This window comes from Novosphingobium aromaticivorans DSM 12444 (assembly GCF_000013325.1).
GTDB lineage: Bacteria > Pseudomonadota > Alphaproteobacteria > Sphingomonadales > Sphingomonadaceae > Novosphingobium > Novosphingobium aromaticivorans.
The window spans coordinates 2,428,042-2,452,211 of the sequence record NC_007794.1 but is presented as its reverse complement, the minus strand read 5'-3'; the positions used below and the strand labels follow the sequence as shown (position 1 = coordinate 2,452,211).

Sequence of the window (24,170 nt, the reverse complement as noted above, 5' to 3'; positions counted from 1 at the left end):
TTCAGGCCGCCTTGGTATCGTCCGGGGCGGCCTCTACCGCAGGACGAGCGATCGCCCCGCCTGGCAGGCGCTTCTTGCCGGGCTTGCGGAAGTGCTGGTCGAGGAAGCGCTCCAGCACGAACATGCGAACCACCAGTTGCGCATCCGCTGGCGCGAGATCCGCCTTCGCGCCAGCCAGGGCATCGAAACGCGACCGCGCCCAGAGGAAGTGCTGGCCAGGCTTGAGTAGCGCCAATACGGCGGACCGCAGGCTCTTGGCCCGCTCGATCAGCGAAAAGCCCTCTGCTTCGCTGCACTCTCCCTCAGCCACGCGCTTCTGCATGAGGCAGAAGAAGGAACCGCAGACGGACGGACGCCACTGGTCGTAGCGCGTGCACGCCGAATCTTCGAGGTAATGACAGGGAAACAGGAAGACCTGACGGTCCTGTTCGGTCTTGAAGAGGCGGAACCCGCAGGCATTGGCAGGGGCGATGTCTTCCGGCCTGACCGCCGCCTGTTCGTAGACCGTTCCGTCGCAGCATAAGCCGCAGGCCAAACATAGCCTGCTCGCCAGCGAGAGGTCTTCATCGTGGTTCGCCATGGCTGGCACATGTCTCATGTAAGGGAAATTATCTATCTGTCGAACGTTAGCCCGAATTTCGACGTTGTGCAGTCGCTGGGTACATTAATTATCCGTCATCGGGGAAGTGCTGCGCCAATCAAACTTGCAGGTTAGAGCCGCGTTTTGTCTGAATTTCAGGGGCTAAGGATGACCTCCCCAATTGTTTGGAGGCAAGACGAGTACCGGTGCGCATTACGTTGGACTGCCAAGGTCATTGCCTGCAGCCATATCAATGGTAATTTTTGAGATTTACCAAAGTACAGTTCCGGTCCCGCTGGGCGAACGCCGCGCGATTACGGTGAGCGCATTAAAAATATGCAATGTTCCGCAAGTGATTCTATTCAGGATACACCGGCCTTGAACATCTGGAGATCCTGTTCCCGCACATAGCGGTCAAGCAGGAGATCGAGCGCGGTCAGAGCGAGGATGAAACCTGTGGCGGCTGGGAGCCGGGAGGCATCTGCGGCAAGGTCCTTGCGGCGCAATCGCGCAGCGGTCAGGGTTTCGCCGGGAAGCATCATCGCACGCACAGCTTCGCGTGCCTTCAGCACCTCGGCGATGCGCCTGGCGCCCTCGTCGATGTCGATTTCCCCCGCATCGAGCGCTTTCAGCGTCAGGCAGCGATAGCCGCGACAACTGCTCGGGCGCAGGTCGTAGACCTGGCAGCGGTGGCACTGGTTTTGCGGGCACGGTTGGCGAAAGGTCGTCGTGCCGTCGGTGGTTTCCAGGTCGAAGATCGCGGACAGGCGGGAGCGCTCATGCTCTTCGACAGGGACGGCGCCGAACATGGTTCCGTCGCAGCACATGCCGCAGGCGGTGCACAGGTCCTGCGCTTGTGATGAGGTCATGGGACGAGCCTATGGCCGCTGGCTTGCCGGCGCAAGGCCCGTCCCGGAGACGCTCAATCGAATTCCCAGGCGCGTTCGCCGTGGCTGGTGATGTCGAGGCCTTCGCGTTCCTCGTCCTCGGTCACGCGCATCGGAATGACCATCGATACCATGAGGGCGCAGATGACGGTGGCAAACGCGCTCCATGCCGCGACGATGCCGACACCGGCAAACTGGGCGACGGCCTGGCGCGCGAGGTTCATGCCATCGGCATAGCCCGTGCCGCCGAAGGAGGGCGCGAGGAAGACCGCCAGAAGAAGCGAACCGATCATGCCGCCAACGCCGTGGACCGCGAAGACATCGAGCGAATCGTCGATCTCGAGGCGCTGCTTCACGATCTGGATCATCGGATAGCAGACGCATGCGGCGGCGGCGCCGAAGAGCATTGCCGCGCCGGGCGAAATGAACCCGGCGGCGGGGGTAACCGTGGCGAGGCCGGCGACCGCGCCGGTCGCGAAGCCGACCGAGGTCGGCTTGCCCACGCTGAGCTTTTCGATGATCAGCCATACAAGTGCCGCGACGCAGGCCGCGACGTGGGTGTTGATGATGGCCGAGGCTGCATCGTCATTGGCGGCCAGTGCGGAGCCACCGTTGAAGCCGAACCAGCCCACCCACAGGAGCGCGGCGCCCGCCATGGTCAGCGAGGGGCTGTGGGGCAGCATGAGCGTCCGGGGGAAGCCGGCGCGCTTGCCGAGGAGCATGGCGACGACGAGCGCCGAGACACCGGCCGTGGTGTGGACCACGATGCCGCCGGCGAAATCGAGTGTGCCGAACCGGGTGGCAAGCCAGCCGCCGCCCCAGACCCAGTGGGCAACCGGCGCGTAGACGATAAGGCTCCACAGGGCGGAGAAGGCCACGACCCAGCCGAAGCGTGCGCGGTCCACCCAGGCGCCGACCATCAGCGCGGGCGTGATGAGTGCGAAACACATCTGGAACAGCGCGAAGGCGCTTTCCGGAATGGCGGTGTTGGCTCGGACGTTGCCGAGGTTCAGCAGCATCCACGCATTTCCGCCACCGATCCAGCCGCCCGACACGTCACCGAAGGCAAGCGTGTATCCGACCGCGACCCAGAGGACCGAAGCCACGGCGGCGATCGCGCCGACCTGGACGAGGACGGCAAGGAAGCCCTTGGCGCGGACGAGGCCGCCGTAGAAGAGGGTGAGGCCCGGCATCGCCATCATCAGGACGAAGGCCGAGGAGACGAGGATCCAAGCCGTGTCGCCGGTGTCGGCCACGTCTTCGACGCTGACAGCGCCTGTTTGCGCGTGTGCCAGAACCGGAAGCAACGCCACGGTGGCGGCAAGCGCCGTCGCCAGATATTTCCGCATATGAACGACTCCCCCCGCGTCCGCACGTGACGGCGGACGGCAGATCCTCTGGGGCAGGCGCTCTAGAGCAACAATGCTGCCGTGTACAAGGGAACGTGCGTACGATTGTTGTGCGAAACGAAGGGTACTGGTGCAAGCGTTCCAGTTTCTGGCCTGGTTCGCGGCGCGTCAGACCAGTCCTTCGAGCACCTGGTCGGGCGGGCGGTGGCCATCGGCCCAGAAGCGCACGTTGGCGACGACCTTGTCGCCCGAGGCGATTCGGCCCTCGAAGGTGGCGCTGCCCATGTGCGGCAGGATCGCGACGTTGTGATGTGCGAGCAGACGAGCATCGACCTGGGGCTCATGTTCGAACACGTCGAGGCCGGCGCCGCCGATGCGGCCTTCGGAAAGGGCGGCGATCAGCGCCTCTTCCTCGACGAGCTGGCCGCGCGCGGTGTTCACCAGATAGGACTCGGGCTTCATCAGGGCGATGCGGCGCGCGTCGATCAGGTGACTGGTTTCGGGCGTGGCGGGGCAGTGCAGGGTGAGGATGTCGGCCTCGGCCACCAGGGTGTCGAGATCGGCCACATAGCGGGCGCCGAACATCGTCTCCAGCGCTTCGGGCAGGCGATGGCGGCTGTGATAGGCGACATTGAGCCCGAAGGCGCGCGCGCGGTGGGCGACGGCCTGGCCGATGCGGCCCATGCCGACTATGGCGAGTGTCTTGCCCGCAAGGCGGTGGCCGAGCATCGTCGAAGGCGCCCAGCCTTCCCACTTGCCCGCGCGCAGCACGCGGCCGCCGTAGTTGAGGCGGCGGGTGACCGAGATGATGAGGGCGATCGTCATGTCCGCCGTGTCGTCGGTAAAGACGCCGGGCGTATTGGTGACGATGATCTTGCGGGCACGGGCGGCGGCAAGGTCGATGTGTTCCGTGCCGGCGCCGAAATTGGCGATGAGGCCGAGTTGCGGGCCTGCCTCGGCAATCATGGAGGCGTCGATCCGGTCGGTGACCGTGGGCACGAGGACATGGGCGTCCTGCATCGCGGCGACGAGTTCGGCGCGGCCGAGCGGCCGGTCATCGCTGTTGAGGACGACATCGAACAGTTCGGCCATGCGGGCTTCGGTTTCAGGCAGGAGACGGCGCGTCACGAAGACGCGGGGCTTGCCTTCGACGCGGCGGGTCGGGCGATAGTCGGCGGAACTGGGCATGCCGCGCCAAGCTAGGCCGAGCGGCGGGAGGCGGTCAAGCGGCGGGTACGTCTGCGGCGGTGGACAGGCTGCACCAGGGTGTTGCCCTGATGGGCCATTTTTGCAACGGCAGGAGCATGAACAGGAACCTTGCCCGACGATTCCGGACCGTTCTTGCGGCAGTTGCCGCGATAGCGCTTGGGGCTGCGGCGCCAGCGCTTGCCCAGGATGCGGACGATGGCGTGCCGTACTGGGTGTCGACCAGCAAGGACAAGGCCAACATGCGTGTCGGGCCCGGCCGCGACTACCGCATCAGCTGGACCTACGTGCGCAAGGGCGTTCCCCTGAAGGTGCTGCGCGTGATGGGCGGATGGCGGCTGGTCGAGGACCCCGACGGGGCGCGCGGCTGGATCCTTGCGCAGTTCCTCAGCCGCGAGCGCGCCGGGATCGTCAAGGGCGGCGTCACCGGCCTTCGCGAGAAGAAGGACGGCAGCGGACGCCTGCTGTGGCGCGTTGCGCCGGGGGTGATCGGCAAGGTCAAGGATTGCGACGACGGCTGGTGCGCGTTCGACGTCGGTGGCCGCAAGGGCTATGTCCGCGCGTCAAGCGTGTGGGGCGCGGGCCAGCCCTGAGGCGCCAGCTCTGAGGCGTCCGGGCAAGGGCGATTTCCCCCGACCGCGTGGGCCGGGGGAGATGCAACGGTTTCAGACCAGCTCGATCGCGAGGGCCGTCGCCTCGCCGCCGCCGATGCAGAGGCTGGCGACGCCCTTCGTCTTGCCATGCTTCCTGAGCGCGGCGATCAGCGTGGTGACGATGCGGGTGCCCGAAGCGCCGATCGGGTGACCGAGCGCGGTGGCGCCGCCATGGACGTTGATCTTCTCGTGCGGGATGCCGAGGTCGTGCATCGCGAACATCGCGACGCAGGCGAACGCCTCGTTCACCTCGAACAGGTCGACGTCGGCAATGGACCAGCCGGCCTTGTCGAGAACCTTCTGGATCGCGCCGACCGGAGCGGTGGTGAAGTCCTTCGGTTCCTGCGCGTGGGCGGCAAGGGCGACGATCCGCGCGACCGGCGCAAGACCGGCGGCGGCGGCAACGCTTTGGCGGGCGAGGACCACGGCGGCCGCGCCGTCGGAAATCGACGACGAGGTGGCGGCGGTGATCGTGCCGTCCTTGGCGAAGGCTGGCTTGAGCGAGGGGATCTTGTCGGGACGGCCCTTGCCGGGTGCCTCGTCCGTATCGACCGTCACTTCACCGGCGCGGGTCTTGACGGTGACCGCGACGACTTCGTCCTTGAACGAGCCGTCGGCGACGGCGGCCTGCGCGCGGCGGAGCGATTCGATCGAGTAGGCGTCCTGCTGTTCGCGGGTGAGTTGATAGGCGTTGGCGGTGTCCTGCGCGAACGTGCCCATGGCGCGGCCGGCGTCGTAGGCATCCTCGAGCCCGTCGAGGAACATGTGGTCATAGGCCATGTCGTGACCGATGCGCGCGCCCGAGCGATGCTTCTTGAGCAGGTAGGGGGCGTTGGTCATCGATTCCATGCCGCCCGCGACGATCAGGTCGGCGCTGCCCGCGGCCAGAGCCTCGGCGCCCATGATGATCGTCTGCATGCCCGAACCGCAGACCTTGTTGACGGTTGTCGCTTGAACCGACTTGGGCAGGCCGGCCTTGATCGCGGCCTGACGTGCGGGTGCCTGGCCGAGGCCGGCGGGAAGCACGCAGCCCATGTAGATGCGCTCGACCTTGTCGGGCGCGACGCCCGCGCGCTCAACGGCGGCCTTGACCGCGGTGGCGCCGAGGTCGGTGGCGGCGACCTCTGCCAGGGCACCCTGCATCGCGCCCATCGGCGTGCGTGCGTAGGACAGAATGACGACGGGATCGGACGAGGAGAACTGTGCCATGACTTGACGGTCCCTATGGAATCGGTGCTGATGGCGCCGCGCGGCGCCGGCTGACCTGTAACTTTGTAGTGTTGCAGCGCAGCGAAAGCAAACGGGGCAGGGAGGGGCACATGCTTGGTGCGGCTTATCTATCCGCTTTCCCGCTCGGACTTCTCGTCTCCGGGGCGGCAGTTCTCGGCGCGGTGATCGGCAGTTTCCTGGGCGCGTCGCTGGTGCGCCTTCCCGAAGGGCGCTCGGTCGTGAGCGGGCGTTCGGCCTGCGACGGGTGCGGCAAGGCGTTGACAATCGCCGAGCTGGTTCCGGTGCTGTCGTGGCTCGTGCAGCGGGGCAAATGCCGCGCCTGCGGCGTCCGGATCGGCGGATGGCAACTGGCCTGCGAGCTGGGTGGGGGCGCCGTCGGCGTCGGATCGGTCCTGCTGGCGAGGGAAGGCCTTGTGCTGGCCGGAATGTTGTTTGGCTGGCAACTGCTACTGCTCGCACTGCTCGATCTCAGGCACCTGTGGCTGCCGCGCGTTCTTGTCGGATTGCTGGCAGGGACGGGGCTTGCAGTCGTGTTCGCCCGCGCATGGAGCATCCAGGGGATGGACCCGGTGCTGGTTTCGCTGGGAGGAGGAGCGCTGGGTTACCTCATGCTGTGGGCCATCGCACGTTTCTATCTGAAGGCGCGGGGGCGGGAAGGCATGGGCGCGGGCGACCCTCCGCTGCTTGGCGCCATAGGCATCTGGGTCGGGCCGCTGGGCGTGGTGGAGGTCATGCTGGGGGCCAGCATTCTCGGGATCGCGGTGGCTATTGTCATGCTTGTAAGCAGGCGTAACATTGCCGCCGACACGGCCTTGCCGCTGGGAACCTGCCTTGCCGCTACGGCATGGCCGATCTTCCTGTTGCAGGGCCTCGGATAGGCGATTCGGGGGACAAGCAATGAAGGACACGACGCGGGGCGAGATGCTGGCGCAGCTCGAGCGGCAGAAGGCGGCATTCACCCAGGCGCGCCCCGAACCCCTGTCCACGCGCAACGACAGGCTGGAGCGATGCGCACGGCTGTTGCTCCAGCACGGCGAAGACTTCGCCCGGGCGATGAGCACCGATTTCGGCCACCGTAGCCACGAGCAGTCGATGCTGACCGACATCATGCCGGCGTTGAGCCTGGTGCGCTATTCGCAGAAGCGGATGAAGGCCTGGTCGAAGCCGGAGAAGCGCCACGTCAACTTCCCGCTGGGCCTGCTGGGGGCAAGGGCCGAGGTGCGGTACGAACCCAAGGGCGTGATAGGAATCGTGGCGCCCTGGAACTTTCCGGTCGGCCTGACGCTGGCGCCACTGGCGCAGGCCTTCGCGGCCGGCAACCGCGCCATGCTGAAGCCCAGCGAGTTCACCGAGCGGACTTCGGAACTGATGGCTGAACTTTTCCCGAAGTATTTCGGGGAGGACGAGGTTGCCGTCGTGCTGGGCGGGCCGCAGGCGGGGCAGGATTTCTGCTCGTTGCCGTTCGACCATCTGCTGTTCACCGGCGCCACCTCGATCGGCAAGCACGTGCTTCATGCCGCGGCGGACAACCTCGTGCCGGTGACCCTTGAACTTGGGGGCAAGTCGCCGACCATCCTCGGGCGGAGCGCCAATGTAGAACAGGCGGCCCAGCGCATCGCACTGGGCAAGATGATGAACGCCGGGCAGATCTGCCTTGCGCCCGACTACATGCTGGTGCCCGAGGACATGGAAGAGCGGGCGATTGGCGCGGTCAGCGCGAGCGTCGCGCAGATGTACCCGACCTTGCTCGCGAACGACGACTATACTTCCGTTATCAACCGGCGGCACCGCGACCGGCTGGTCGGGCTTGTCGACGATGCCGTGGCGAAGGGCGCGGAGGCCATCGTCGTCAATCCGGGCGGGGAAAACTTCGAGGGATCGAACGGCAACAAGCTGCCGCTCACGATACTGCGCAACGTCGACGACGGCATGAAGGTGATGCAGGACGAAATCTTCGGGCCGGTGCTGCCGGTGAAGACCTATCGCGGGATCGACGAGGCGATCGACTACATCAATGCCCATGACCGTCCGCTGGGGCTCTACTATTTCGGCGAGGACGCGGGCGAGCGGGAGCGGTTGCTGACGCGGACGATATCGGGCGGGGTTACCGTGAACGACGTGATCTTCCACGTATCCGCCGACGATCTGCCGTTTGGCGGGGTCGGGCCTTCGGGCATGGGCAGCTACCACGGCATCGAAGGATTCCGCAGCTTCAGCCACGCGCGCGCGGTCTATCGGCAACCCAAGGTGAACGTGGCCAAGCTTGCCGGATTGTTGCCGCCCTATGGCGCGGCGACCGCTCGCACGCTCAAGATGCAGCTAAAGTAAGCGTTACATACATATACGACTGGGTCACAAGCTGGCCACATATGCCCGAACGGGCTGCAAAAGGTGGGTGGAATCCGCGCTCGTTGCGGTCCACCCCACTTGCGCCGAGGCGGCGTCGGGACTAGGGCGCTGCCAAACCTGCTAGCAAGGCGAGTCAGCCCTTTGGTCGACCAAGCATCCTATCTCGCGCAATACCTGCCGATCCTGATCTTCCTCGGGATCGCCCTCGCGCTTTCGGCGGCATTCGTGTTCCTGCCGATGGGCGTTGCCCGTCTGACGGGGGCCCACAACCCGACGGCCGAAAAGCTGAGCGAGTACGAATGCGGCTTCCCCGCGTTCGAAGACCCGCGCAGCCAGTTCGACGTCCGGTTCTACCTCGTCGCGATCCTCTTCATAATCTTCGATCTCGAAGCCGCGTTCCTGTTTCCGTGGGCGGTTAGCCTGAAGGAAACGGGCTGGGCCGGATGGACGACCATGATGGTGTTCCTCGGCGAACTGGTGATCGGCTTCATATACGCCTGGAAGAAGGGCGCGCTGGATTGGGAATGAGCAACATGACCGCTTCTCCGCTCGTCACCGCAGATCAGGGTGCGGTTGCCGCGCCTGACCAGGCGTTTTTCGACAGCCTCAATGCCGAGGTCAACGACAAGGGCTTCCTCGTCACTTCGACCGAGGAGCTGTTCCAGTGGGCGCGTACCGGCTCGCTGTGGTGGATGACCTTCGGGCTCGCCTGCTGCGCGGTCGAGATGATCCATGTGAACATGCCGCGCTACGACATGGAGCGCTTTGGCGTTGCACCGCGCGCGTCGCCGCGCCAGTCGGACGTGATGATCGTGGCCGGCACGCTGTGCAACAAGATGGCCCCGGCGCTGCGCAAGGTCTACGACCAGATGTCGGACCCCAAGTACGTGATCTCGATGGGGTCGTGCGCCAACGGCGGCGGCTACTATCACTACAGCTATTCGGTGGTGCGTGGCTGCGACCGCATCGTGCCCGTGGACATCTATGTCCCCGGCTGCCCGCCGACTGCCGAGGCGCTGCTCTATGGCGTGATGCAGTTGCAGCGGAAGATCCGCCGCGCCGGCACGCTCGAGCGCTGAGGGAGGCTGGATAATGACGGTACTCCACTCCGCTCCGCGCTGGTCCTCGAACGAGGGCGTGCTCGATACGCTGGTTGCTGCGCTTGGCGACATGGTCGCCGCCTCTCGCGAGGAGCATGGCGAGATCCTGCTGACGGTGGTGCGTGACCGCGTCGAGGACGCTCTGCGCCTCCTTCGCGACGATCACGAATACCAGCAGCTCATGGACATCGCTGGCGTCGACTATCCGCAGCGCGCGGAACGCTTCGACGTCTGCTACTGTCTGCTTTCGGTGACGAAGAACCATCGCGTGATCGTGAAGGTTTCGACCGACGAAGCGACGCCGGTGCCCACCGTTACCACGCTCTGGCCCAATGCCGGCTGGTACGAGCGCGAAGTCTACGACATGTTCGGCGTCCTGTTCGCCGGCAATCCCGACTTGCGCCGCATCCTGACCGACTACGGCTTCCAGGGGCATCCGTTCCGCAAGGACTTCCCGCTGACCGGCTATGTCGAGCTGCGCTATTCGGAAGAAGACAAGCGGGTGGTCTACGAGCCGGTGCAACTGGCGCAGGACCTTCGCCAGTTCGACTTCATGAGCCCCTGGGAAGGCGCGGACTACGTGCTGCCGGGCGATGAAAAGGCCGTGCCGCCGCCGCCAGCCCCGGCTCCGGTCGCGACTGCGCCCGAGACCAAGGGCGATGCCAAGGCCGACGTTCCGAAGACGACCGAACAGCCCGCCGATACCGGTGCTGGCGAGAAGGCCAACGACGCTGCGGCAAAACCGGTCGCGGAAGCTGCCGCTCCCGCTGCAACCAAGACCGACGAGCCGGCTGCGCCCGAACCGACCGAGGATCGTCCGGCCCGCAAGCCGCGCGCGAAGAAGGTTGCCGACACCGAAGGTGCGACCGAACCGGCTGCAAAGCCCAAGCGGACGCGAAAGAAGAAGGAGGATGGCGAGTGAGCGTCTTGTCCCTTCTTTGTCACTCTGAACCCGTTTCAGGGTCCATCTTTCCGCAAGCACTGCTGCCTGTGGCGGGCACTGCGTCTGCCGCACGATGGATGCTGAAACAAGTTCAGCATGACGGTGCTGGTTCCGAGGAGCTGTCCGCATGAGCCTGAGCCTCGAACAGTCGCCGACCACCGGCGACGAGGTCATCACCAACTACACGATCAACTTCGGTCCCCAGCACCCTGCGGCGCATGGCGTGCTGCGCATGGTGATGGAACTGGACGGCGAGATCATCGAGCGCATCGATCCGCACGTCGGCCTGCTCCATCGCGGCACCGAGAAGCTGATCGAGCACAAGACCTACCTCCAGGCGCTGCCCTATTTCGACCGGCTCGACTACTGCTCGCCGCTCGGCATGGAGCACTCCTATGTGCTGGCGGTCGAAAAGCTGCTGAACATCGAGGTTCCGCTGCGCGCCCAGTACCTTCGCGTGCTGTTCGCCGAGCTGACCCGCATCTGCAACCACATGCTCAACCTCGGGTCGCATGTCATGGACGTGGGCGCGATGACGCCGAACCTGTGGCTGTTCGAAATCCGCGAGGACTGCCTCAACTTCTTCGAGCGCGCATCGGGCGCCCGCATGCACTCGGCGTGGTTCCGCCCGGGCGGCGTGCACCAGGACGTGCCGCTCAAGCTGCTGACCGACATGGCGGACTGGATCGACGAACGCCTGCACCCGCTGTTCGACGACGCGATGAGCCTTGTGGTCGACAACCGCATCTTCAAGCAGCGCAATGTCGACATCGCCGTCGTCTCCAAGGAAGACGCGCTGCGTTGGGGCTTCTCGGGACCCATGATCCGGGGTTCGGGCATTCCCTGGGACTTGCGCAAGAGCCAGCCCTACGACGTCTATGACCGCATGGAGTTCGACATTCCCGTCGGCACCAGCGGCGACTGCTATGACCGCTTCATGGTCCGCGTCGAGGAAGTGCGCCAGTCGGCCCGCATAATGAAGCAGTGCATCGAACAGATGCCGGACGGTCCGGTTGCCAGCACCGACCGCAAGGTCGTGCCGCCCAAGCGCGCCGAGATGAAGCAGTCGATGGAAGCGCTGATCCATCATTTCAAGCTCTACACCGAAGGCTTCCATGTGCCGGCCGGTGAGGTCTATGTCGCGACGGAAAGCCCCAAGGGCGAATTCGGCGTCTATCTGGTCTCGGATGGTTCGAACAAGCCGTACCGCTGCAAGATCCGCCCGACCGCGTTCAGCCACCTCCAGGCAATGGACTTCATGTGCAAGGGTCACATGCTGCCCGACGCGACCGCCATCCTCGGCGCGATCGACGTGGTGTTCGGGGAGTGCGACCGTTGAGCAATCTTGAAACCGCCAAGGCGATGATCGCCGCCTACAACGCGCAGGACGTGGACACCTACGTCTCGTACATGACCGACGACGCCTGCGAGGCGAACTATCGCGGTGATGTGGTGCGCGAGGGCAAGGAAGGCACGCGTTCGGGCCTTGCCGCCGCGTTCGCGCGCTGGCCGCAGAACCATGCCGAGATCAAGGATGCGCAGCAGGTCGGCACCTACGTGCTGATGCGCGAGCATGTGACGCGCGGCCCCGCCACCGATGGTTCGCCGCTGGTCGAGCCTTTCGACGTCGTCGCAGTCTATTCTTTCGAGGGCGACAAGTGCTCTCGGGTGGAGTTTATCCGGTGATCGCTGCGATGGCCCCTTCCAATCCCGTCACCCTGAACTTGTTTCAGGGTCCATCTTCCGGTTTGGGCCGGTGGGATTGGGTCAGCGCTCGGGGTGCGGTTGCCTTTTTGAACAAGGCTCCGCGCGAGGCTGCGACATGGATCCTGAAACAAGTTCAGGATGACGAAGAAGTGAGCGACATTCTGGCTCCGGCCATGGAGTTTATCCGGTGAAGTCCACGTTTGACCTCATGCGCCTGTGGGCCATGCTGACGGGCCTCGTGCTCGCCGCGTGGTACTTCGGCGAACTGTATCTGGGCGCGAAGGCGACCGACACCTTGCCCATGCTGGTTGCGGCAATCGGCGGGTTCGAGCTGTTCCACTACGCGCAGGACATCTGGCTGAAGCGGGGGCGGACCAATGGCTGATCGCTTTATCGAACCCGACAGCCCCGAACTGCGCGCGCGCTGGGGTGGCTTCGAGTGGACGCCCGAGAACGCCGAGAAGGCGAAGCAGATCGTCGCCCGCTATCCGGCCGGACGCCAGCGTTCGGCGGTGATGCCGCTGCTCGACCTTGCGCAGCGCCAGGTCGGTGCGGAACTGAACACGCAAGGCTGGCTGCCGATCCCGGTGATGGAATACGTGGCAAGCTACCTCGACATGCCGGTTATCCGCGTGGTCGAGGTGGCGACGTTCTACACGATGTACAACATCGCCCCGATCGGCCGTTTCCATGTGCAGGTGTGCGGCACCACGCCGTGCATGTTGCGCGGTTCGGACGACATCCTCGCCGCCTGCAAGGGCAAGGGGCTGAAGAAGGGCCACACCACGCCGGACGGCATGTTCACGCTGACCGAGGTCGAGTGCATGGGCAATTGCGCCTCGGCGCCGATGGTCCAGATCAACGACGACAACTACGAAGACCTGACTGCCGCCGACATGGAGCGCATCCTTGACGAGCTGGCTGAGGGCAAGCAGCCGAAGACCGGCACGCAGCTTCCCGGTCGTCACACTGTCGAGCCGGCGGGGGCGCTCAGCAACCTGACCGCGATGGTGACCGAGAACCACGACTATCGGGGGGAGTGGTAAGATGGCCCTTCAGGACAAGGACCGCATCTTCACCAACGTCTACGGCTTCCAGCCGTGGAACCTTGCAGCCGCGCGTGCCCGCGGGGACTGGGACAACACCAAGGCCCTGATGGAGCGCGGCCAGGACGCGATCATCGAGGAAATCAAGGCCTCGGGCCTGCGCGGCCGCGGCGGTGCGGGCTTCCCCACCGGGATGAAGTGGTCGTTCATGCCCAAGGAGAGCAAGGACGGTCGTCCTTCATTCCTGGTCATCAACGCGGACGAGTCCGAACCCGGTTCGTGCAAGGACCGCGAGATCATTCGCCACGATCCGCACAAGCTGATCGAAGGCGCGCTGATCGCAGGCTATGCGATGCGCGCCCGCGCCGCCTACATCTACATTCGCGGCGAATACATCCGCGAGGCCGATACGCTGTTCGCCGCCGTGCAGGAGGCCTATGACGCGGGCCTGATCGGCAAGAACGCGAGCGGGTCGGGCTACGATTTCGACGTCTTCGTCCACCGCGGTGCCGGCGCCTACATCTGCGGCGAAGAGACCGCGATGATCGAGAGCCTAGAGGGCAAGAAGGGCCAGCCCCGCCTCAAGCCGCCGTTCCCGGCCGGCGCGGGCCTTTACGGCTGCCCGACCACCGTCAACAACGTGGAATCGATCGCGGTCGCGCCGACGATCCTGCGTCGCGGGGCTTCGTGGTTCTCGTCGTTCGGGCGCGAGAACAACAAGGGCACCAAGCTCTTCCAGATCAGCGGCCACGTGAACCGGCCCTGCGTGGTCGAGGAAGAGATGAGCATCCCGTTCAGCGAGCTGATCGAGAAGCACTGCGGCGGCATTCGTGGCGGCAAGGACAACCTGCTCGCCGTGATCCCCGGCGGCTCGTCGGTTCCGCTGGTTCCGGCCGCCGAGATCTGGGACGCGCCGATGGACTTCGACGGGTTGCGCGCTCTCGGTTCCGGCCTCGGCACCGCCGCCGTCATCGTCATGGACAAGTCGACCGACATCGTCCGCGCGATCAGCCGCCTTTCGTACTTCTACAAGCACGAGAGCTGCGGCCAGTGCACGCCGTGCCGCGAAGGCACCGGCTGGATGTGGCGCGTGATGGAACGCCTGCGCACGGGCGACGCGGACGTCGAGGAAATCGACATGCTGTTCAACGTGACCAAGCAGGTCGAAGGCCACACGATCTGTGCGCTGGGTGACGCGGCCGCATGGCCGATCCAGGGCCTGATCCGCCATTTCCGCCCTGAGATCGAGCGCCGGATCGCCGAGAACGCTCGGGAGGCAGCGGAGTGACGACCATCGCCCTTCATCGTCACCCTGAACTTGTTTCAGGGTCCATCTCTCGTCCCGCACCGTCCGTGTTCGTTGCGGGATGGATGCTGAAACAAGTTCAGCATGACGGAGTGTTTCATGCCTAAGGTTAAGGTAGACGGCGTAGAACTCGAAGTTCCGGCAGGCGCCACCGTCCTGCAGGCGTGCGAGCTGGCCGGCAAGGAAATCCCGCGCTTCTGCTATCACGAACGGCTGAGCATTGCCGGCAATTGCCGCATGTGCCTGGTCGAAGTGAAGCCCGGACCGCCGAAGCCGCAGGCTTCCTGCGCGCTCCCGGCGACCGAGGGCCAGGAAATCCGCACGGACTCCGAGATGGTCAAGAAGGCGCGCGAAGGGGTGATGGAGTTCCTCCTCATCAACCACCCGCTCGACTGCCCGATCTGCGACCAGGGCGGTGAATGCGATCTGCAAGACCAGTCGGTCGCCTATGGCCGCGGTGCCTCGCGCTATCACGAAAACAAGCGCGCGGTGACCGAGAAGTACATGGGCCCGCTCATCAAGACGACGATGACGCGCTGCATTCATTGCACCCGCTGCGTGCGTTTCTCGGAAGAGGTCGCGGGCGTGGACGAGATCGGTGCGCTTTATCGCGGCGAGACGATGCAGATTTCGACCTATCTCGAGAAGGCTGCGGCGCACGAACTTTCGGCCAACGTGATCGACCTCTGCCCGGTCGGTGCGCTGACTTCGCGCCCCTATGCGTTCGAAGCGCGTCCGTGGGAGCTGAAGAAGACGCTGTCGATCGACGTTTCGGATGCTCTGGGTTCGAACATCCGGCTCGACAGCCGTGGCCGCGAGGTGCTGCGCATCCTGCCGCGCGTGAACGACGACGTGAACGAGGAATGGCTGTCCGACCGTGGCCGCTACATGGTCGACGGGCTGACCCGCCGCCGCCTCGACAAGCCTTGGCTGCGCCGTGACGGCAAGCTGGTCGCAGCGACCTGGGCCGAAGCGTTCGAAGCCGTTGCGAAGGTCAACCCGGGTTCGTCTGTCGCGGTCATCGCTGGCGATCTGGTCGATTGCGAGACGATGTTCGCGGCAAAGAAGCTGGCCGGCGCACTGGGATCGTCCCTGCTCGAAGGCCGCCAGACCGGTTTGGCTTACGACACGTCGAACCTCACCGCTGTGAACTTCAACTCGACGCTGGCTGGCATCGAGGACGCGGACGCCGTTCTGATCGTCGGTTCGATGATTCGTGACGAGGCTCCTCTGCTCAACACCCGCCTGCGCAAGGCGGCGAAGAAGGGCGCGAAGGTGTTCATCGTCGGCCCGCACTGGGACCCGACCTATCCGGCGACGTTTCTGGGCGACGATCTGGCAGTGCTTGGAAACCTGCCGGCCGAAGTCAGCGATGCGTTCGGTGCGGCACAGAAGCCGGCGATCATTGTCGGCGGCGCGGCGCTGGGCAAGGGTGCGCTGGCCGCGGGCTTGGCCTTCGCCGAAAAGTTCAACCTCGTCCGTGAGGGCTGGAACGGCTTCAACGTCGTCCACATGGCGGCGAGCCGCATGGGTGGCCTGATGCTCGGCTATGCGCAGAAGGGTGGCATTGCCGACCTCGTTGCGGCCAAGCCGAAGATGGTGATCTCGCTCGGTGCCGACGAAGTGGACTTCACCAGGTTCGCGGGCAGCATGATCGTCCACATCGGCCATCATGGTGACAAGGCGGCGCACGCCGCCGACGTGATCCTGCCGGCCGCCGCGTTCAGCGAGAAGGACGGCACCTACGTCAACACCGAAGGCCGCGTGCAGTATGCGGAGAAAGCCGTGTTCGCGCCGGGCGATGCCCGCGAGGACTGGACGATCTTGCGCGCCATGGCCGATGCGCTGGGAGTTTCGGTCGGCTTCGACAGCTTCGAGCAGCTTCGCGCCGCCATGGTTGCCGAAGTTCCGGCACTGGGGTTGGAAGGTCTGGCCGATTACGGTGCGCTGCCTGCCGCGTCTGCCGACGTGAAGGCCGAGGGCGTGATCGCGGGCTATCCGATCAAGGACCGCTACCTGACCAACGCCATCGCCCGCTCCAGCCCGACGCTGCAGCGCTGCTCGGCGGAACTGCTCCACGGTGAAAGCTTCGCGGAGGCCGCGGAATGAGCATGCGCACCGCTATCCAAACAAGCCACGTCACCCTGAACTTGTTTCAGGGTCCATGGTGCCCCACAGCACGAACCGTGCAGGTTGAGGGATGGATGCTGGAACAAGGTCAGCATGACGAAACTGGAGGTCAGGGGGCATGACCGAATTCTTCATGGGTCTTGGCCTCTCGTACGAGTGGGCCTGGGGCATATCGACCATTGCCGGCATCCTGCTGATCGCGCTGCCGTTGATGCTCGGTGTTGCCATGATCATCTATGCCGACCGCAAGATCTGGGCGGCGATGGCGCTGCGTCGCGGGCCGAACGTGGTGGGCCCGCTGGGCCTGCTGCAGTCGTTCGCGGACGGCTTGAAGGTGTTCCTGCAGGAAACCATCATCCCGACGGCTGCGAACAAGGGCCTGTTCCTGATCGCGCCGATCATCACCTTTACTGTCGCGCTGATGGCCTGGGCGGTGATCCCGTTCAATTCGGGCGCGGTTCTGGCCAACATCAACGTCGGCCTGCTCTACGTGCTCGCGATCTCGTCGCTCGGCGTTTACGGCGTGGTGATCGCGGGTTGGTCGTCCAACTCGAAGTATCCGTTCTTCTCGGCGATGCGCGCTTCGGCGCAGATGATTTCCTATGAAGTCTCGATCGGCTTCATCCTGATCTGCGTGGTCCTGTGGGCGGGGACGTTCAACCTGAACGACATCGTGAAGGCGCAGCAGAGCCACGTCTGGATCATCAACGGCTTCGTCGCGAACCCGCTACTGTTCCCGATGTGGGTGATGTTCCTGATCTCGGGCATGGCCGAAACCGCGCGCGCGCCGTTCGACCTGACCGAGGCGGAATCGGAACTCGTCGCCGGTTACCAGACCGAATACTCGTCGATGGCTTTCGCGCTCTACTGGCTTGGCGAATATGCCAACGTGCTGCTGATGTGTGCGCTGAACGCCGTGCTGTTCTGGGGTGGATACCTGCCGCCGCTCGACATTCCGGTGCTCTATCTGGTGCCGGGCTTCGTGTGGCTGCTTCTCAAGATCCTGTTCTTCTTCTTCATCTTCAGTTGGGTGAAGGCGACGGTCCCGCGCTATCGCTATGACCAGCTGATGCGCCTGGGCTGGAAGGTCTTCCTGCCCGTATCGCTGCTGTTCGTGTTCCTCGTCAGCGGCTACCTCATGGCTACCGGACACTTCGCATGACCGTTGGACAGCTCATCAAGAGCTTCACCCTGTGGGAGTTCGTGAAGGCGCACTGGCTGACCTTGAAGTATTTCTTCAAGCCCAAGGCGACGATCAACTACCCGTTCGAAAAGAACCCGCTTTCGCCGCGTTTCCGTGGTGAGCATGCCCTTCGCCGTTATCCCAATGGCGAGGAACGCTGCATCGCGTGCAAGCTGTGCGAAGCCGTGTGCCCGGCGCAGGCCATCACGATCGAGGCCGAACCGCGCGAGGACGGCAGCCGCCGCACCACGCGCTACGACATCGACATGACCAAGTGCATCTTCTGCGGCTTTTGCCAGGAAGCCTGCCCGGTCGACGCGATCGTCGAGGGTCCGAATTTCGAATACGCGACCGAAACGCGCGAGGAGCTGCTTTACGACAAGGCAAAGCTCCTTTCGAACGGCGACAAGTGGGAGCGGGCGATTGCCGCGAACCTTGAAGCCGATGCGCCGTATCGCTAGGGGCCCCACGTTCATGGAATACGGCCAATGATCCAGGTATTCGCCTTCTATCTCTTCGCCACGCTGTGCATCTTCAGCGGCGCGGTGACGATCCTTGCCCGCAACCCGGTGCATTCGGTTCTGTGGCTGATTCTCGCGTTCTTCAACGCAGCCGGCCTGATGGTGCTGGCAGGCGCCGAATTCATCGCGATGCTGCTGGTCATCGTCTACGTCGGCGCGGTCGCGGTGTTGTTCCTGTTCGTGGTGATGATGCTCGATATCGATTTTGCCGAACTGCGCGCCGGGTTCATCAAGAACTTCCCGCTGGGCATGGCGCTGGCGGTCGTGCTGTTCGTCGAACTCTTCGTGGGACTGGTCGTGCGCGGCTCGGGCGCTGTCGCGCTGGGCAAGGCTGACGGTTCGGCGATGCAGGCGGCGGGCGCTTCCAATATCGAGTCGATCGGCGCTCTCCTCTACAGCCGCTACCTGTTCCTGTTCGAAGCGGCAGGCATCGTCCTGCTGGTCGCGATGATCGGCGCAATCGTGCTGACCCATCGCCAGCGCACCGACACGCGCGGCCAGAACGTCTCTAAGCAGGTCGCGCGTCGTCCAGAGGACGCCACCGTCAATCTCCAGCCGGAAGTGGGCAAGGGGGTCCAGATCTGATGATCGGCATCGAACACTATCTCGTCGTCAGCTCGATCCTGTTCGTGCTCGGCGTCCTGGGCATCTTCCTCAACCGGAAGAACGTGATCATCATCCTGATGGCGATCGAATTGATCCTGCTCTCGGTCAACCTCAACCTCGTCGCGTTCAGCGCGTTCCTGCACGACCTTGTCGGACAGGTCTTCGCGATGTTCGTGCTGACGGTGGCGGCTGGCGAAGCAGCGATCGGGCTTGCCATTCTGGTCATCTATTTCCGTGGCCGCGGCACGATTGCCGTCGACGACGTCAACCGGATGAAAGGCTGAGGCGGGGCAATGTCTTCCATCCTGATCATCGTATTCCTGCCGCTTCTGGCAGCGATCATCGCCGGGCTCGGCAACAAGAAGCTGGGCGCCGTTCCGGCCAAGGTCGTGACGACCGGCGCGCTGTTCATCTCGTGCGCGCTGTCGTGGCCGATCTTCCTCTCGTTCCTCGGCGGTCACGCCGAGGCGAGCGTGACGCCGGTCCTGCACTGGGTCACCTCGGGCGATCTCGATTTCTCGTGGGCCCTGCGCGTCGACACGCTGACCGCGGTCATGCTGGTGGTCATCACCAGCGTCTCGGCGCTCGTGCACCTCTATTCTTGGGGTTACATGAGCGAGGAGCCGGACCAGCCGCGCTTCTTCGCGTATCTCTCGCTCTTCACCTTCGCCATGCTCATGCTGGTGACGGCCGACAACCTCGTGCAGATGTTCTTCGGCTGGGAAGGCGTTGGCCTTGCCTCGTACCTGCTGATCGGCTTCTGGTTCCGCAAGCCCAGCGCCAACGCCGCCGCGATGAAGGCTTTCGTGGTCAACCGCGTGGGCGACCTCGGCTTCATGATGGGCATCTTCGGGACGTTCCTGGTGTTCGGCACCGTTTCGATCCCTGCTATCCTTGAAGCGGCGCCCGGCATGGCCGGTTCCACCATCGGCTTCCTCGGTCACCGCTTCGACACGATGACCGTGCTGTGCCTGCTGCTGTTCATCGGCGCGATGGGCAAGTCGGCGCAGCTTGGCCTGCACACCTGGCTTCCCGACGCGATGGAAGGCCCGACCCCGGTTTCGGCGCTGATCCACGCGGCGACAATGGTCACCGCGGGCGTGTTCATGGTTTGCCGTCTCTCGCCGATGTTCGAAGTCAGCCCCACGGCGCTGTCGTTCGTGACCTTCATCGGCGCGATGACCTGCATTTTCGCCGCGACCGTCGGCACGACGCAGACCGACATCAAGCGCGTGATCGCCTATTCGACCTGTTCGCAGCTCGGCTACATGTTCTTCGCCGCCGGTGTCTCGGCTTATGGCGCGGCGATGTTCCATCTGTTCACCCACGCCTTCTTCAAGGCGCTGCTGTTCCTTGGCGCGGGGTCGGTCATCCACGCGATGCACCATGAACAGGACATGCGGTACTACGGCGGCCTGCGTAAGCAGATCCCGCTGACCTACTGGGCGATGATGATGGGCACGCTGGCGATCACCGGCGTCGGCATCGTCGACCTGTTCGGCTTTGCAGGGTTCTACTCGAAGGATGCGATCCTCGAGGCGGCCTATGCCAAGGGTACCGAGCTTGGGCACTTCGCCTTCTTCATCGGCATCTTCGCTGCCCTGCTGACCAGCTTCTATTCGTGGCGCCTGGTGTTCCTCACCTTCTTCGGCAAGCCGCGCTGGGAGCAGTCGGAACACATCCAGCATGCGGTCCACGATGCGCATGGGCATGACGATCACGCACACGGCCACGCACACGGGCACGCGCACGGCCACGACGACCACGCGCATGGACATCATGACGAGCATGGCGACGGCACGGCGGGCTACCATCCGCACGAGAGCCCGCTCAACATGCTGGTTCCGCTCGGCGTCCTTTCGCTCGGCGCGGTCTTTGCCGGCTTCGTGTTCCACCACGCGTTCGTCAGCGAAGGCACCGGCCACTTCTGGAAGGGCTCGCTGGTGTTCAGCGAACACCTGATCCACGCGATGCACGAAGTGCCGACGTGGGTGAAGTGGGCGCCGTTCGCGGTCATGGCCACCGGCCTGCTGATCGCCTGGTATGCCTACATCAAGAACACGAAGTTCCCGGCGGCTTTCGTCGAGCAGTTCGCGTTCCTCTACAAGTTCCTGCTCAACAAGTGGTACTTCGACGAGCTTTATCACTACATCTTCGTGGTGCCCGCCATGTGGCTTGGCCGGGTGTTCTGGAAGGTGGGTGACCAGGGCATCATCGACCGCTTCGGCCCGAACGGTGCCGCATGGGTCGTCGCCCAGGGCAGCCGCGCCGCCGCCAAGCTCCAGTCGGGGTATCTCTATAGCTATGCGCTGGTCATGCTCGTCGGACTTGTCGGCGCGATCAGCTGGGTGATCGCACAATGAACGGTTTTCTTGGGACCGGCTTCCCGATCCTTTCGCTGATGCTGCTGGTGCCGCTCGCAGCGGCGGTGGCGTGCCTTGTCGTCCCGCGCGAACAGGCGCGGACGGTAGCTCTCGTCGCGACGCTGGTGGACCTCGTCCTTGGCGCGGTGCTGTGGGCGAACTACGACGTCGGCGGCGCGCAGTGGCAGTTTACCGAAAACGCCCCGCTCTTCGCAGGCTTTGCCTGGAAGCTGGGCATCGACGGCATCGCGCTATTGCTGATCGCGCTCACGGTGTTCCTGATGCCGATCTGCATCGGGGCAAGCTGGGTATCGATCGACAAGCGCCAGGGCGAATACTACGCGGCGTTCCTCCTGATGGAGACGCTGATGATCGGCGTCTTCGCGGCGCAGGACTTGTTCCTGTTCTACATCATGTTCGAGGCCGGGCTTATTCCGATGTACCTCATCATCGGTGTCTGGGGTGGGGCGGATCGTATCTACGCCAGCTACAAGTTCTTCCTCTACACGCTGCTCGGCTCGGTCCTGATGCTGATCGCGATGTTCTGGATGGTGAACGAGGCCGGGACGACCGACATTCCGACGCTCATGGTCTACAACTTCCCGGTGAAGGCGCAGACCTGGCTGTGGCTCGCGTTCTTCGCCAGCTTCGCGGTGAAGATGCCGATGTGGCCGGTACACACCTGGCTTCCCGACGCGCACGTGCAGGCACCGACCGCCGGTTCGGTCATTCTTGCCGGCGTTCTGCTGAAGATGGGCGGCTATGGCTTCATCCGCTTCTCGCTGCCGATGTTCCCCGAAGCCTCCGCGCAGTTCGCGCCGCTGGTGTTCGGGCTGTCGATGGCGGCGGTTGTCATCACTTCGCTGATCGCGCTCGTGCAGCACGACATGAAGAAGCTGATCGCCTATTCGTCGGTTGCGCACATGGCGATCGTCACGGTCGGTCTCTTTGCCTTCAACCGCCAGGGCCTCGAAGGCTCGATGATCGTGATGCTCAGCCACGGTCTGGTTTCGGGCGCGCTGTTCCTCAGCGTCGGCGTGATCTACGATCGGCTGCATACCCGCGAAATCGATCGCTACGGCGGCCTGTCGATCAACATGCCCTATTACGCGGTCTTCTTCCTGCTATTCACCATGGCGTCGATCGGCCTTCCGGGGACGAGCGGTTTCGTCGGCGAATTCCTGTCGCTGATCGGCATCTACCAGCTTTCGAGCTGGGTGGCGCTGGTCTGCACGACCGGGATCATCCTCGGCGCGGCCTACATGCTCTACCTCTACCGCCGGGTGGCTTATGGCGAGCAGAAGAACGCCGATGCCGCCGCCATGCCCGATCTCGACAAGCGTGAGTGGGCGATGATGGTGCCGCTGGCGGCCGTCGTCCTGTGGATGGGCGTCTATCCCGAAAGCTTCATCGCGCCGATGCGCAAGGACATCGCGTCGCTCGACGCCCGTCTCGCGCAGGCGAAGCCCAAGGGGGACGCGCAGGTCGCAGTCGGGAAGGCCAAGCCTGCAACCGAAGAAAATTCCGCGCATGAGGGGGCGCACTGATGGATATCGCCCGTTCGCTCGCGCTCACCGCGCCCGAGGTTCTGATTTCGATCTCGGGGCTGGTGCTGCTGCTGATTGCCGCCTGGGGCGGTGACAAGGCCTCGCGCCTGATCTCTATCCTGGCCGTTGCGGTGCTCGCCGCATGTGCCGTGCTTGCGGCGCCCGCGTTGTGGGGCCAGGCCATGGGGGCAGACGTCGCCGCGTTCGGTGGCCAGCACCACGCCGACGCATTTGCCGCGTTTGCCAAGCTTCTGATCTATGCCAGCGCAGGCGTCACGCTGATCGTCGCGCAGTCGTTCTTCGACAAGGCGAAGGCCATGCGTGCGGAATTCCCGCTGCTCGTGCTGTTCGCATCGCTCGGCATGGGCATGATGGTTTCCGCCGGCGATCTGCTGGCGCTCTACATCGGCCTCGAGCTGAGCAGCCTCGCCAGCTACGTGATGGCGGCATTCCTGCGGACCGACGACCGTTCGGCGGAATCGGGCCTCAAGTACTTCGTGCTTGGCTCGCTGGCGTCGGGCATTCTGCTCTTCGGCATGAGCCTGACCTATGGCTTCACCGGTACGACCAGCTTTGCCGGCATCAATGCGGCACTTTCCGGCGGTCTCTCGACTGGCGCGACGTTCGGCGTGATCTTCGTGCTCGCGGGCCTTGCCTTCAAGATCAGCGCCGCGCCGTTCCACATGTGGACGCCCGACGTCTATGAAGGCGCTCCCACGCCGGTGACGACCTTCTTCGCCACGGCGTCGAAGGTCTCCGCACTTGGCTTGCTGATGCGCGTGAGCTTCGAGGCGTTCGGCAGTCAGCCGCATGCCTGGCAGCAGGTGGTGATCTTTGCTTCTCTGCTTTCGATCATCGTCGGCGCACTCGGCGCGATCGGGCAGAACAACATCAAGCGCCTGATGGCCTATTCGTCGATCAACAACGTCGGCTTCATCCTCATCGGCCTTGCAACCGGAACGAAGGCCGGTGCTTCGGCCATGCTCGTCTATCTCGCGATTTACGTCGCGATGTCGGTGGCCGGTTTCGTCGCGGTGCTGCTGCTCCGGGACGAGAACGGGGAGCAGGTCGAGGCGATTTCCGACCTTGCCGGCCTTTCGAAGACGCGCCCGTGGCTGGCTCTGGCACTCGCTTCGGTCATGTTCAGCCTTGCCGGCATCCCGCCGCTGTTCGGCTTCTGGGGCAAGTTCGTGGTGTTCCAGGCCGCAGTCCAGGCCGACATGATCGTGCTGGCCGCACTCGGCATCGCAGCCTCCGTGATCGGCGCCTTCTACTACCTGAAGGTCGTGAAGGTCATGTACTTCGACGAGGCCGTGGACAAGGTGAGGGGCGAGGGCGAACTTTCGCACGCGGTTCTCCTCGCGCTGTCGACGCTGGCGATTTCTCCGCTGGGGTACCTGGGCAGCAAGTGCCTGGGCACGCTGGCGGACTATGCGGCCTCCGCGCTGTTCCACGTCGGATGAT

Annotated in this window: 25 protein-coding genes; 20 read left to right on the top strand and 5 right to left on the bottom strand. The window is 64.3% G+C overall.

All coding sequences use genetic code 11. The features are described from left to right. Position 1: 1 nt before the first annotated feature. From SARO_RS11635 to SARO_RS11620, 4 genes are all read right to left on the bottom strand, one after another. On the bottom strand, positions 2–580 hold the full coding sequence (locus SARO_RS11635; RefSeq protein WP_041550309.1) for a hypothetical protein: 579 nt from the start codon (positions 578–580) through the stop codon (positions 2–4). A 362-nt stretch (positions 581–942) separates the two neighbouring features. Then, positions 943–1,449 (bottom strand): YkgJ family cysteine cluster protein, encoded by a 507-nt coding sequence (locus tag SARO_RS20245; RefSeq protein WP_011445953.1) that lies wholly within the window; start codon positions 1,447–1,449, stop codon positions 943–945. Between the two features lie 53 nt (positions 1,450–1,502). After that, complete coding sequence (locus SARO_RS11625) at positions 1,503–2,816, bottom strand: ammonium transporter (protein ID WP_011445952.1); 1,314 nt, start codon at positions 2,814–2,816, stop codon at positions 1,503–1,505. A 168-nt stretch (positions 2,817–2,984) separates the two neighbouring features. Further along, positions 2,985–4,004 carry a 2-hydroxyacid dehydrogenase gene (locus SARO_RS11620; protein WP_011445951.1) on the bottom strand — a complete coding sequence of 340 codons (1,020 nt, stop codon included), beginning with the start codon at positions 4,002–4,004 and terminating at the stop codon, positions 2,985–2,987. 116 nt (positions 4,005–4,120) lie between these two features. On the opposite strand from SARO_RS11620, the gene SARO_RS11615 reads away from it, so the two are divergent. After that, on the top strand, positions 4,121–4,615 hold the full coding sequence (locus SARO_RS11615) for an SH3 domain-containing protein (RefSeq protein WP_041550308.1): 495 nt from the start codon (positions 4,121–4,123) through the stop codon (positions 4,613–4,615). A 72-nt stretch (positions 4,616–4,687) separates the two neighbouring features. Here the strand turns inward: SARO_RS11615 and SARO_RS11610 are convergent, their stop codons facing one another. Next, the gene (locus SARO_RS11610) at positions 4,688–5,884 is read right to left on the bottom strand and encodes an acetyl-CoA C-acyltransferase (protein ID WP_011445949.1); all 1,197 of its coding nucleotides are present in this window, start codon (positions 5,882–5,884) and stop codon (positions 4,688–4,690) included. Between the two features lie 110 nt (positions 5,885–5,994). Here SARO_RS11610 and SARO_RS11605 point away from each other — a divergent pair, with 110 nt between their 5' ends. From SARO_RS11605 to nuoN, 19 genes are all read left to right on the top strand, one after another. Further along, positions 5,995–6,783 carry a prepilin peptidase gene (locus SARO_RS11605; RefSeq protein ID WP_011445948.1) on the top strand — a complete coding sequence of 263 codons (789 nt, stop codon included), beginning with the start codon at positions 5,995–5,997 and terminating at the stop codon, positions 6,781–6,783. 19 nt (positions 6,784–6,802) lie between these two features. Further along, entirely contained in the window at positions 6,803–8,233 is a 1,431-nt protein-coding gene (locus tag SARO_RS11600; RefSeq protein ID WP_011445947.1) for a coniferyl aldehyde dehydrogenase, read from the top strand. Between the two features lie 162 nt (positions 8,234–8,395). Continuing rightward, positions 8,396–8,782, top strand: a complete 387-nt coding sequence (locus tag SARO_RS11595; RefSeq protein WP_011445946.1) for an NADH-quinone oxidoreductase subunit A — start codon at positions 8,396–8,398, stop codon at positions 8,780–8,782. Positions 8,783–8,787: 5 nt separating this feature from the next. Beyond that, a complete protein-coding gene (locus tag SARO_RS11590) occupies positions 8,788–9,333 on the top strand; it encodes a NuoB/complex I 20 kDa subunit family protein (RefSeq protein ID WP_011445945.1) in 546 nt (181 codons plus the stop codon). A gap of 13 nt (positions 9,334–9,346) precedes the next feature. Further along, positions 9,347–10,276, top strand: a complete 930-nt coding sequence (locus SARO_RS11585) for an NADH-quinone oxidoreductase subunit C (RefSeq protein ID WP_011445944.1) — start codon at positions 9,347–9,349, stop codon at positions 10,274–10,276. 148 nt (positions 10,277–10,424) lie between these two features. Beyond that, positions 10,425–11,636 carry an NADH-quinone oxidoreductase subunit D gene (locus tag SARO_RS11580; RefSeq protein ID WP_011445943.1) on the top strand — a complete coding sequence of 404 codons (1,212 nt, stop codon included), beginning with the start codon at positions 10,425–10,427 and terminating at the stop codon, positions 11,634–11,636. Continuing rightward, on the top strand, positions 11,633–11,983 hold the full coding sequence (locus tag SARO_RS11575) for a nuclear transport factor 2 family protein (protein WP_011445942.1): 351 nt from the start codon (positions 11,633–11,635) through the stop codon (positions 11,981–11,983). The genes SARO_RS11580 and SARO_RS11575 overlap by 4 nt, the downstream gene beginning before the upstream one ends. Next, the gene (locus SARO_RS11570) at positions 11,980–12,195 is read left to right on the top strand and encodes a hypothetical protein (RefSeq protein WP_011445941.1); all 216 of its coding nucleotides are present in this window, start codon (positions 11,980–11,982) and stop codon (positions 12,193–12,195) included. The genes SARO_RS11575 and SARO_RS11570 overlap by 4 nt, the downstream gene beginning before the upstream one ends. Continuing rightward, on the top strand, positions 12,192–12,389 hold the full coding sequence (locus SARO_RS11565) for a hypothetical protein (RefSeq protein ID WP_011445940.1): 198 nt from the start codon (positions 12,192–12,194) through the stop codon (positions 12,387–12,389). The genes SARO_RS11570 and SARO_RS11565 overlap by 4 nt, the downstream gene beginning before the upstream one ends. Next, on the top strand, positions 12,382–13,050 hold the full coding sequence (locus SARO_RS11560; RefSeq protein ID WP_011445939.1) for a complex I 24 kDa subunit family protein: 669 nt from the start codon (positions 12,382–12,384) through the stop codon (positions 13,048–13,050). The genes SARO_RS11565 and SARO_RS11560 overlap by 8 nt, the downstream gene beginning before the upstream one ends. A 1-nt stretch (position 13,051) precedes the next feature. Then, complete coding sequence (gene nuoF / locus SARO_RS11555) at positions 13,052–14,338, top strand: NADH-quinone oxidoreductase subunit NuoF (RefSeq protein ID WP_011445938.1); 1,287 nt, start codon at positions 13,052–13,054, stop codon at positions 14,336–14,338. A 117-nt stretch (positions 14,339–14,455) separates the two neighbouring features. Continuing rightward, a complete protein-coding gene (nuoG, locus tag SARO_RS11550) occupies positions 14,456–16,465 on the top strand; it encodes an NADH-quinone oxidoreductase subunit NuoG (RefSeq protein WP_011445937.1) in 2,010 nt (669 codons plus the stop codon). A 139-nt stretch (positions 16,466–16,604) separates the two neighbouring features. Next, positions 16,605–17,648, top strand: coding sequence for an NADH-quinone oxidoreductase subunit NuoH (nuoH, locus tag SARO_RS11545; protein WP_011445936.1), 1,044 nt, complete (start codon positions 16,605–16,607; stop codon positions 17,646–17,648). Then, entirely contained in the window at positions 17,645–18,130 is a 486-nt protein-coding gene (nuoI, locus tag SARO_RS11540) for an NADH-quinone oxidoreductase subunit NuoI (protein ID WP_011445935.1), read from the top strand. Before nuoH ends, nuoI begins: the two co-directional genes overlap by 4 nt. Positions 18,131–18,157: 27 nt before the next feature. Further along, positions 18,158–18,775 (top strand): NADH-quinone oxidoreductase subunit J, encoded by a 618-nt coding sequence (locus SARO_RS11535; RefSeq protein WP_011445934.1) that lies wholly within the window; start codon positions 18,158–18,160, stop codon positions 18,773–18,775. Beyond that, a complete protein-coding gene (gene nuoK, locus SARO_RS11530) occupies positions 18,775–19,080 on the top strand; it encodes an NADH-quinone oxidoreductase subunit NuoK (RefSeq protein WP_011445933.1) in 306 nt (101 codons plus the stop codon). The genes SARO_RS11535 and nuoK overlap by 1 nt, the downstream gene beginning before the upstream one ends. Positions 19,081–19,089: 9 nt before the next feature. Next, positions 19,090–21,159, top strand: coding sequence for an NADH-quinone oxidoreductase subunit L (nuoL, locus tag SARO_RS11525; RefSeq protein ID WP_011445932.1), 2,070 nt, complete (start codon positions 19,090–19,092; stop codon positions 21,157–21,159). Beyond that, complete coding sequence (locus SARO_RS11520; protein ID WP_011445931.1) at positions 21,156–22,706, top strand: NADH-quinone oxidoreductase subunit M; 1,551 nt, start codon at positions 21,156–21,158, stop codon at positions 22,704–22,706. The genes nuoL and SARO_RS11520 overlap by 4 nt, the downstream gene beginning before the upstream one ends. Continuing rightward, positions 22,706–24,169, top strand: coding sequence for an NADH-quinone oxidoreductase subunit NuoN (gene nuoN / locus SARO_RS11515; RefSeq protein ID WP_011445930.1), 1,464 nt, complete (start codon positions 22,706–22,708; stop codon positions 24,167–24,169). Before SARO_RS11520 ends, nuoN begins: the two co-directional genes overlap by 1 nt. Position 24,170 lies beyond the last annotated feature (1 nt).